The sequence below is a fragment of the Variovorax sp. FW301-JW7 genome, from assembly GCF_058788795.1.
In genome coordinates, this window is record NZ_JBYTBC010000002.1 from 731,049 (window position 1) to 739,405 (window position 8,357).

General features: G+C 68.2%; 9 protein-coding genes. All 9 read right to left on the bottom strand.

The features are described from left to right. Position 1: 1 nt before the first annotated feature. Positions 2 to 352 carry a monovalent cation/H(+) antiporter subunit G gene (gene mnhG, locus AC3WQM_RS08425; protein ID WP_492677908.1) on the bottom strand — a complete coding sequence of 117 codons (351 nt, stop codon included), beginning with the start codon at positions 350 to 352 and terminating at the stop codon, positions 2 to 4. Further along, positions 349 to 627: a K+/H+ antiporter subunit F gene (locus AC3WQM_RS08430; protein WP_062468691.1), complete on the bottom strand. Its 279-nt coding sequence runs from the start codon at positions 625 to 627 to the stop codon at positions 349 to 351. The genes mnhG and AC3WQM_RS08430 overlap by 4 nt, the downstream gene beginning before the upstream one ends. Then, on the bottom strand, positions 624 to 1,115 hold the full coding sequence (locus tag AC3WQM_RS08435; RefSeq protein WP_489062474.1) for a Na+/H+ antiporter subunit E: 492 nt from the start codon (positions 1,113 to 1,115) through the stop codon (positions 624 to 626). The genes AC3WQM_RS08430 and AC3WQM_RS08435 overlap by 4 nt, the downstream gene beginning before the upstream one ends. Further along, the gene (locus AC3WQM_RS08440) at positions 1,112 to 2,818 is read right to left on the bottom strand and encodes a monovalent cation/H+ antiporter subunit D (RefSeq protein WP_492677910.1); all 1,707 of its coding nucleotides are present in this window, start codon (positions 2,816 to 2,818) and stop codon (positions 1,112 to 1,114) included. Before AC3WQM_RS08440 ends, AC3WQM_RS08435 begins: the two co-directional genes overlap by 4 nt. Next, complete coding sequence (locus AC3WQM_RS08445; RefSeq protein ID WP_139701839.1) at positions 2,815 to 3,165, bottom strand: Na+/H+ antiporter subunit C; 351 nt, start codon at positions 3,163 to 3,165, stop codon at positions 2,815 to 2,817. Before AC3WQM_RS08445 ends, AC3WQM_RS08440 begins: the two co-directional genes overlap by 4 nt. Beyond that, positions 3,165 to 6,131, bottom strand: coding sequence for a monovalent cation/H+ antiporter subunit A (locus AC3WQM_RS08450; protein ID WP_492677912.1), 2,967 nt, complete (start codon positions 6,129 to 6,131; stop codon positions 3,165 to 3,167). Before AC3WQM_RS08450 ends, AC3WQM_RS08445 begins: the two co-directional genes overlap by 1 nt. Before the next feature lie 76 nt (positions 6,132 to 6,207). Further along, positions 6,208 to 6,594: a fluoride efflux transporter CrcB gene (gene crcB, locus AC3WQM_RS08455; RefSeq protein ID WP_492677914.1), complete on the bottom strand. Its 387-nt coding sequence runs from the start codon at positions 6,592 to 6,594 to the stop codon at positions 6,208 to 6,210. Between the two features lie 25 nt (positions 6,595 to 6,619). After that, positions 6,620 to 7,933 (bottom strand): TRAP transporter large permease, encoded by a 1,314-nt coding sequence (locus AC3WQM_RS08460; protein WP_492677916.1) that lies wholly within the window; start codon positions 7,931 to 7,933, stop codon positions 6,620 to 6,622. Positions 7,934 to 7,970: 37 nt separating this feature from the next. Then, a partial coding sequence (locus AC3WQM_RS08465; RefSeq protein ID WP_492677918.1) for a TRAP transporter small permease occupies positions 7,971 to 8,357 on the bottom strand: 387 nt, incomplete at its 5' end.

An 8,357-nucleotide genomic window follows, 5' to 3' on the forward strand; every position in this document is an offset into this window, starting at 1 on the left:
TTCAGCGCGACTCGGAGGAGGGCGGCACCTTCGTGTTGCCCTTCTGCCGTTCGCGGAAGAGGGCAGCACGCATCAGGAAGATGGTGGTGATCGGCGCCGTCAGCACGATGAACAGCACGATCAGCATCGCGTGCAGGAACAGGCTGAAGCCCTGCACCGAGAAGTAGGCGATGGTGGCCACCGTCAGGCACCACGCGCCCACCGTGGCGCCCAGCGTGGGCGCATGGATGCGGCGGAAGAAGGTGGGCAGGCGCACCAGGCCGAAGGAGCCGATGGCCGCGAAGGCCGCGCCGAGCACCGCGAATATGGCAGTAATGATCTCGGCCCACAGGGGCAGGGCAGTGCCACTCATTCGATGACCTCCCCGCGCAGCAGGAACTTGGCGATCGAGGTCGATCCCACGAAGCCGAACAGCGCCACCAGCATCGCCGCCTCGAAGTACACGCTGCTCGCGTAGTTGATGCCCAGCACCAGCATCATCAGCATGCCGTTGATGTAGAGGCAGTCCAGCGCCATCACGCGGTCTTGCGCGGACGGACCGGCCAGCAGGCGAAAGAGCGCGCACAGCATGGCCACGGCCAGCAGGAAGAGCGCGGCCTTCAGGGCCCAGAAGAGAACAGGCGTCATGATTCGAAAATCTCCATCAGCGGACGTTCGTAGCGGGTCTTGATCAGGGCGATGAAGGCCGCGTCGTCCTCGAGGTCGAACACGTGGATCAGCAGCGTGGTGCGATCGAACGAGACTTCGCCCCAGGCCGTGCCGGGCGTGAGGCACATGATCATCGCGAGCACGGCGAGGCCGTTGGGGTCGCGCATGTCGAGCGGGATCTGAACGAAGTGCGACGAGATGTCGGCGGTGCGGTGCGTGAGCAGCAGCCGCGCCACGTCGTACGCCGACTTCAGCATGTCGAAGGTGACGAGGAACGACAGCCGCAGCGCCACGCCGGGCCGGCGCATGCGCACCCTGGCGGGCCGCAGGCCCTTGGTGATCAGCGGCACGGCAATGGCGAGCACCGCGGCCGACAGCAGCGTGGCCGCTTCGAGCGACTGGTTGAGCAGCAGCCAGATGACGAACAGCGCGAACGACAGCGGTGGGGAAGGCATCAAGCGCTTCATGGCTTGGCCTCCTCTTTCTTCGCGGGCACCGGGTTGGGCTTCTGCTTGGCGCCGAGCACGGCCTCGCGGTACGCGGTGGGCGTGCGCAGCCCGCCGGCGGTGGCCTGGGCGTGCTGCATCACGGGCTCGGCCCAGACGGTGAGCGCGACGCAGGCTGCGAGCAGGGCCGCCACCGGCAGCACCTCGAGCGCGGGCAGCGAGGGCATGGTGGCGTGGGGCTGCGTCCAGAAATGGCGGATGCCGGTGCGGCTCAGTGCGATCAGCGAGAGAAAGCCCGAGACGATCAGCAGCCCGAGGAAGGTCCAGCCCACCGTGGTGACGACCTTGCTGTCGAGCAGGCCCGAGAGCATCGCGAACTTGCCGACAAAGCCCGACAGCGGCGGCAGGCCCGCCAGCAGCAGCGTGCACAGCATGAAGCTCAGGCCCAGGAAGGCCACGCCGGCGGGAATGGCGCGACCGTAGAGCGCCTGCGCGTCGTCGTCGAGGTTCACGTCGTCGAGCGCGCGCAGGTCTTCGGCCAGGAAGGGTGCGTTGCCCGCCGCCTCGTGCGGCGCGACGCTCATGCCCGCGTTGCGCCAGCGCTCGATCATGTCGATCAGCAGGAAGAAGGCCGCCACGGCGAGCGTGGAACTCAGCATGTAGTAGAGCGCGCCGGCCCACACGGCCGGCTCGCCCAGCCCGATGGCGGCCAGCAGCGTGCCCGCCGACACCAGCACGCTGTAGCCCGCGAGGTTCGACAGCCGTTGCGTGCCGACGATGCCGATGGCGCCGACGAACAGCGTGGCCAGCCCGACGCTCACCAGCGCAGCCTGCCCGAAGGCGGCCGAGGCGCCGGTGTCGGGCGCGAACAGCACGGTCCACAGCCGCAGCACGGTGTACACGCCGAGCTTGGTGAGCAGCGCAAACACCGCCCCTACCGGCGACACGGCCGCGCTGTAGGCCGGCACCAGCCAGAAGTTGAGCGGCCACGCGCCCGCCTTGGCGAAGAACGCGGTGGCCAGGATGGCCGCCGCCGCATGCACGAGGCCGCGGTCGCCCGGTGCCAGCTCGGCGATGCGCGCGCCCAGGTCGGCCATGTTGAGCGTGCCGGTCACGCCGTACAGGATGGCCGCGCCGATCAGGAAGAGCGACGAGGCCGCGAGGTTGATCGCGATGTAGTGCAGCCCGGCGCGCACGCGCAGCCGGCCCGAGCCGTGCAGCAGCAGGCCGTACGAGGCGGCGAGCATCACCTCGAAGAACACGAACAGGTTGAACAGGTCGCCCGTGAGGAAGGCGCCGTTCAGGCCCATGAGCTGCAGCTGCAGCAGCGGATGAAAGTGCACGCCCGCGCGGTCCCAGCGCGAGGTCGAATAGATCGAGGCCGCGAAGGCCACCACGCCCGTGAGCGCGACCATCATGGTCGAGAGCCGGTCGGCCACCAGCGTGATGCCGAAGGGCGCGCGCCAGTTGCCCGGCAGGTACACGCCGATGGAGCCCGGGCCGCCGCCGGTGTCGGCCGCGTTCACCCATCGCAGCAATGCGAGCGCGGCCAGCAGGCCGATCAGGCCCGAGACCACGCTGAGGAAGGACTTGGTGCGCCGGTGGTTCTCGTTCATCAGCAGCATCAGCGCTGCCGTGAGCATGGGCACGAGGATGGGCACCGCCACCAGGTGGGGCATGCTGAATTCGAGGAAGCGGTCGAGCAGGTGCAAGAGGTCGTTCATTCGACCGCCTCCCGCTCTTCACCGTCCACGTGGTCGGTGCCTGACAGGCCGCGCGAGGCGAGCATCACGACCAGGAACAGGGCGGTCATCGCAAAGCCGATCACGATGGCCGTGAGCACCAGCGCCTGCGGCATCGGATCGGCCGTGTTGGCCAGCGTGGCCTTGAAGCCTTCGAGCAGCACCGGCTCGCTGTCGACCTTGAGCCGACCCATGCTGAAGATGAACAGGTTGACCGCGTACGAGATGAGCGTCAGGCCCATGATGACCTGGAAGGTACGGGGGCGCAGCAGCAGGTACACGCCCGACCCGGTGAGCACGCCGATGGCGATGGCCAGCACGATTTCCATCAGCGGGCCCCCCCGGTGGTGGCCGCCGCTTCTTCGGCTTCGGCGGCGGCGCGCGCCTGCGCTTCTTTCTCTTCTTGTTCGTCGGCCCAGCGATGGCTTCGGATGGACTGGTGGGCCAGCGCGGTCAGGATCAGCATGGTGGCGCCGAGCACCAGCGCGAACACGCCGATGTCGAAGAAGAGGGCGCTGGGCACGTGCATGTCGCCCAGCAGCGGCACGTGCAGGTGCGCGGTGTGCGTGGTGAGGAACGGGTAGCCGAACGCGATCGCACCGCCGCCGGTGGCCAGCGCGAACAGCAGGCCGATGGCGATCCAGCGGCGCGGGTAGATGCGCAGGTGCTCTTCCACCCACTCGGTGCCCGAGACGATGAACTGCAGCACCAGCGCGACCGACATCACCAGCCCCGCGACAAAACCGCCGCCGGGCGCGTTGTGGCCGCGCATGAAGAAATACACCGACACCAGCGCAGCCACCGGCAGCACCAGGCGCACCAGCACGGCCGGCACCATCAGGTAGCCGATGGCGGAGTCGGTGGCGCGGCGCGGGTTCAGCAGGTCGCTGCTGCCGTCGTCGACCTGCAGGCGCTGCTGGATCGGCAGCGCCATCGATTCGATGGCCGGGCGGAAGCGCCGCAGCAGCGCATACACGGTGAGCGCCACGATGCCCAGCACGGTGATCTCGCCGAAGGTGTCGAAGCCGCGGAAGTCGACCAGCATCACGTTGACCACGTTGGTGCCGCCGCCTTCGGTGAGCGCGCGTTCAAGGAAGAAGGGCGAGATGCTCTGCGGGAAGGTGCGCGTCATCAGGGCCCAGGCCAGCGCCGCCATGCCGCAGCCGGCGACGGTGGCCACCAGCAGGTCGCGCCCGCGCCGGCCCCAGGGCCGCAGCCGCATGCGCGCGGGCTGCACCACGTCCTTGCTGCGCATCGGCAGCCAGCGCAGGCCCAGCAGGATGAGCACCGTGGTCACGGCCTCGACCACCAGCTGCGTGAGCGCGAGGTCGGGGGCCGAGAACCAGATGTACGTGACGCACGAGACAAGCCCGGCGCCCGAGGCCAGCATCAGCGCCGCGAGCCGGTGGAACTTGGCCTGCCAGGCGGCGGCCACGGCGCAGGTGCAGCCGATGAGCCAGGTCATCGCGAACATCGGCGAGAACGGCAGCAGCTCGCGCGTCCCGCGATCGGCCGGCGTGGCCCACAGCGACGCCGCGGCGCCGGCCACGGCCACCACCACCAGCCACAGCAGCTGCCATTGCAGGCGCCGCGTGCCGAAGAGGCGGCGGCTGCGCCGGCCGGCTTCGCTCAGCAGCGCGATCAGGTGTTCGAAGACGACCTGCCCGTCGAAACGGTGCAGCAGCGGCGTGTGCTCCAGGCGCCCGCTGCCCAGCGGGCGACGCAGCAGCAGGTAGAGCACGGCGCCGCCTGCCAGCGCGACGAAGCTCATCATCAGCGGCAGGTTGAAACCGTGCCACACGGCCAGGCTGTAGGCGGGCAGCGTGCCGCCGACCACCGGCGTGGCCGCCGCCGCGAGCATCGGGCCGACCGACCAGGCCGGCGCCACGCCCACCACCAGGCACACCAGCACCAGCAGCTCGACCGGCACGCGCATCCAGTGCGGCGGCTCGTGCGGGGGCTTGGGCACGTCGGGGCCGCAGGGCGGGCCGAAGAACACGTCGAACACGAAGCGCGCCGAGTACGCCACGCTGAAGATGCCCGCGAGGGTGGCGATGACCGGCAGGCTGAAATCGATCCAGGGCGTGGCCTGGATGAAGACCGTCTCGGCGAAGAACATTTCCTTCGAGAGAAAACCGTTGAGCAGCGGCACGCCGGCCATCGAGGCGCTGGCGATGATGGCCAGCGTGCCCGTGATGGGCATGAGCCGCATCAGGCCGCTGAGCTTGCGGATGTCGCGCGTGCCGGTCTCGTGGTCGATGATGCCGGCCGCCATGAACAGCGAGGCCTTGAAGGTCGCGTGGTTCATCACATGGAAGACTGCCGCCACCGCCGCCAGCGGGCTGTTCAGGCCCAGCAGCAGCGTGATGAGGCCCAGGTGCGAGATGGTCGAGTAGGCCAGCAGCGCCTTCAGGTCGCGCTGGAACATGGCCGCGAAGCCGCCCAGCAGCAGCGTGATGGCGCCCGCGCCGCCCACCATCCAGAACCACTGCTCGGTGCCCGAGAGCACGGGCCACAACCGCGCCATCAGGAACACGCCCAGCTTCACCATGGTGGCCGAGTGCAGGTAGGCCGACACCGGCGTGGGCGCGGCCATGGCGCGCGGCAGCCAGAAGTGGAACGGGAACTGCGCGCTCTTGGTGAATGCGCCGAGCAGGATCAGCACCAGCGCCACCGGGTACAGCGCGTGCGCGCGGATGATGTCGCCCGAGGCCAGCACGATGTCGAGCTCGTAGCTGCCGACGATGCGGCCCAGCACCAGCACGCCGGCCAGCAGGCACAGCCCGCCGGCACCGGTGACGGTGAGCGCCATGCGCGCCCCGCGCCGCGCGTCGCGCCGGTGGTGCCAGTAGCCGATGAGCAGGAAGGAGAAGAGGCTGGTGAGCTCCCAGAACAGCACCATCTGGATCAGGTTGCCCGAGAGCACCACACCCATCATCGCGCCCATGAACGCGAGGAAGAACGAGAAGAAGCGCGGCACCGGGTCGGAGGCCGACATGTAGTAGCGCGCATAGAGCACCACCAGCGCGCCGATGCCCAGCACCAGCATGCAGAACAGCCACGCGAAGCCGTCGAGGCGGAACACGAGGTTCAGGCCGAGGGCGGGGAGCCACTCGATTTCCTGGCGCAGCACGTTGCCGTGTGCGATCTGCGGAAAGAGCCAGGCGACCTGGATCGCGCAGCCCAATGCGACGAGCCCTGCAAGGGTCGACTCCCGGTTGCGCGCGTTGGACGGCATCAACGCGGCCAGCACGCTGGCAAGAAAGGGGAGTGCGACGAGAAGGGCGAGGGGCATTGGGGTCGATTCTATCGACCGACCCTCTGAAGAACCCCTGTCTATAACCGCAGGAGGTCGAGCAGTTTTTTCGCTGTCACGAAGCCAGCACGAGCTGCACGCTGCGAATGCCCAGCCAGGTCAGCACCAGCGAACCGCACAGGTGCAGCAGGCCGGTGCCCAGCGCCAGCAAGGGGCGTCCGCCGAGCAGCAGCGCGACCACTTCGGCCGAGAAGCTCGAGAAGGTCGTCAGGCCGCCGAGGAAGCCGGTGATGAGCAGCAGGCGCCACACCGGGTCGAGCTGCGGCAGCGCCTGGAAGATGGCCACCGCCACGCCGACGAGGTAGCCGCCCACGAGGTTGGCGGCCAGCGTGCCGTAGGGCACGGGGCCGCCGGTGTTGAGCCACAGGCCCAGGCCCCAGCGGGCGAGGGCGCCGCACGAGGCGCCCACGCAGATCGCTAGTACCGGCAGCAGAGGAGGCATCCGTTCCTTTGTCGTCGTCGCACTGTCATTTCTCCTTGCCCATCACCAGATCGGGCAGGATCGTGACGATACCCGGGAACAGCGTGATCAGCGCGATGCACAGCACGAGGCAGAAGAAGAACGGGATGGCCGCCTTGGCGATCACGTTGCTGTCCTTGCCTGTCATGTTCTGCAGCACGAACAGGTTGAAGCCCACGGGCGGCGTGACCTCGGCGATCTCGACCAGCAGCACGATGAAGATGCCGAACCAGACCAGGTCGAAGCCCGCCTTCTGGATCATCGGCAGCACCACCGCGCTGGTCAGCACGATCATCGAGATGCCGTCCAGCGCCGTGCCCAGCACCAGGTACACCACCACCAGCGCGCCGATCAGCGCATAGGGCGACAGCTGCATGCTGTCGACCCACTCGGCCAGCTCGCGCGGGATGCCGGTGAAGGCCATGGTCTTGGTGAGGAATGCGGCGCCGGCCAGGATGAACATGATCATGCAGCTGGTGCGCGTGGCGCCCATGATCCCGTCCTTGAAGTTCTTCCAGGTCAGGCTCTTGCCGTAGGCGGCGATGGCCAGCGAGCCCAGCACCCCGAAGGCCGCGCACTCAGTGGCCGTGGCCCAGCCGGCCACCAGCACCCAGACGATGAACACGATCAGCAGCGCGCAGGGAATGAGGTTGCCCGACAGCCGGATCTTCTGCATGAAGGTGGTGGGCGGGTCGGCCGGCGGCACCTTGTCGGGATGGCGCAGGCTCCACCAGGCGATGTAGCCCGAGAACAGCAGCATCAACAAAAAGCCCGGCAGGAAGCCGGCCAGGAAGATGCGGATGATCGAGGCGTCGGCCGCCACGGCATACACCACCATCGTGATCGACGGCGGGATCAGGATGCCCAGTGTGCCGGCCGTGGCCAGCGAGCCGATGGCCAGCTTCTCGTCGTAGCCGCGGCGCTTGAGTTCGGGCAGCGCCACCTTGGCGATGGTGGCGCAGGTGGCGGCCGACGAGCCCGAGACCGAGCCGAACACGCCGCAGCCGAGGATGGTGGTGTGCATGAGCCGGCCGGGCACGCGGTTGAGCCACGGGCGCAGGCCTTCGAACATCTCCTCGCTGAGCTTGGTTCTGAAGAGAATTTCTCCCATCCAGATGAACAGCGGCAGGGCCGCCAGCTCCCAGCTCGCGTTGCTTTCCCAGAAGGCCGAGAACAGGTTCTTGCCGGGCAGGGTGTTGGTGAAGAAGGCCTGGCCGACCCAGCCGACGATGGCCAGAGTCATGGCGATCCAGACGCCACCGGCGAGCAGCAACAGCATGATGCCGAGCAGCAGCGCGCCCATCAGAAGGGTTTCGAGCATCGGGTGTCTTGGTTGTTGTTGTTGTTGTCGTTGTCGTTCAGACGTCGGAAGAGAAGTCGCCCGCTGCGTGGCGCTCTTCGACCGCGCGCTGGTAGCTGGGCTTCTCGCCGCGCACCACGCCGACGAGTTCGTCGACCATGGCGATCAAGAGCAGCCAGCAGCCGATCACGAAGCTCGATTGCGGAATCCAGATCGGGATCACGAGCAGGCCCGTGGCCATCTCCTTGAACTCGTAGCTCTCGTACGTGAAGCTGGTGGCCCAGTACGTCAGGTAGGCCACCGAGACGGCGGCGACCAGCAGGCAGGCGACGTCGAGCACGCGGCGCACCTTCGGCGGCACGGCATCAAGCAGCAGCGTCACGCGAACGAAGTCACCATGCCGGAACGCATGTGCCATCGCAAAGAAGGCCGCCGCCGCGCACAG

Excerpts from the sequence above, each read along its gene's own strand:
- mnhG (WP_492677908.1), bottom strand. The coding sequence starts at position 352 with ATGAGTGGCACTGCCCTGCCCCTGTGGGCCGAGATCATTACTGCCATA.
- AC3WQM_RS08435 (WP_489062474.1), bottom strand. The coding sequence starts at position 1,115 with ATGAAGCGCTTGATGCCTTCCCCACCGCTGTCGTTCGCGCTGTTCGTC.
- AC3WQM_RS08440 (WP_492677910.1), bottom strand. The coding sequence starts at position 2,818 with ATGAACGACCTCTTGCACCTGCTCGACCGCTTCCTCGAATTCAGCATG.
- AC3WQM_RS08445 (WP_139701839.1), bottom strand. The coding sequence starts at position 3,165 with ATGGAAATCGTGCTGGCCATCGCCATCGGCGTGCTCACCGGGTCGGGC.
- AC3WQM_RS08460 (WP_492677916.1), bottom strand. The coding sequence starts at position 7,933 with ATGCTCGAAACCCTTCTGATGGGCGCGCTGCTGCTCGGCATCATGCTG.
- AC3WQM_RS08430 (WP_062468691.1), bottom strand. The coding sequence starts at position 627 with ATGACGCCTGTTCTCTTCTGGGCCCTGAAGGCCGCGCTCTTCCTGCTG.
- AC3WQM_RS08450 (WP_492677912.1), bottom strand. The coding sequence starts at position 6,131 with ATGCCCCTCGCCCTTCTCGTCGCACTCCCCTTTCTTGCCAGCGTGCTG.
- crcB (WP_492677914.1), bottom strand. The coding sequence starts at position 6,594 with ATGCCTCCTCTGCTGCCGGTACTAGCGATCTGCGTGGGCGCCTCGTGC.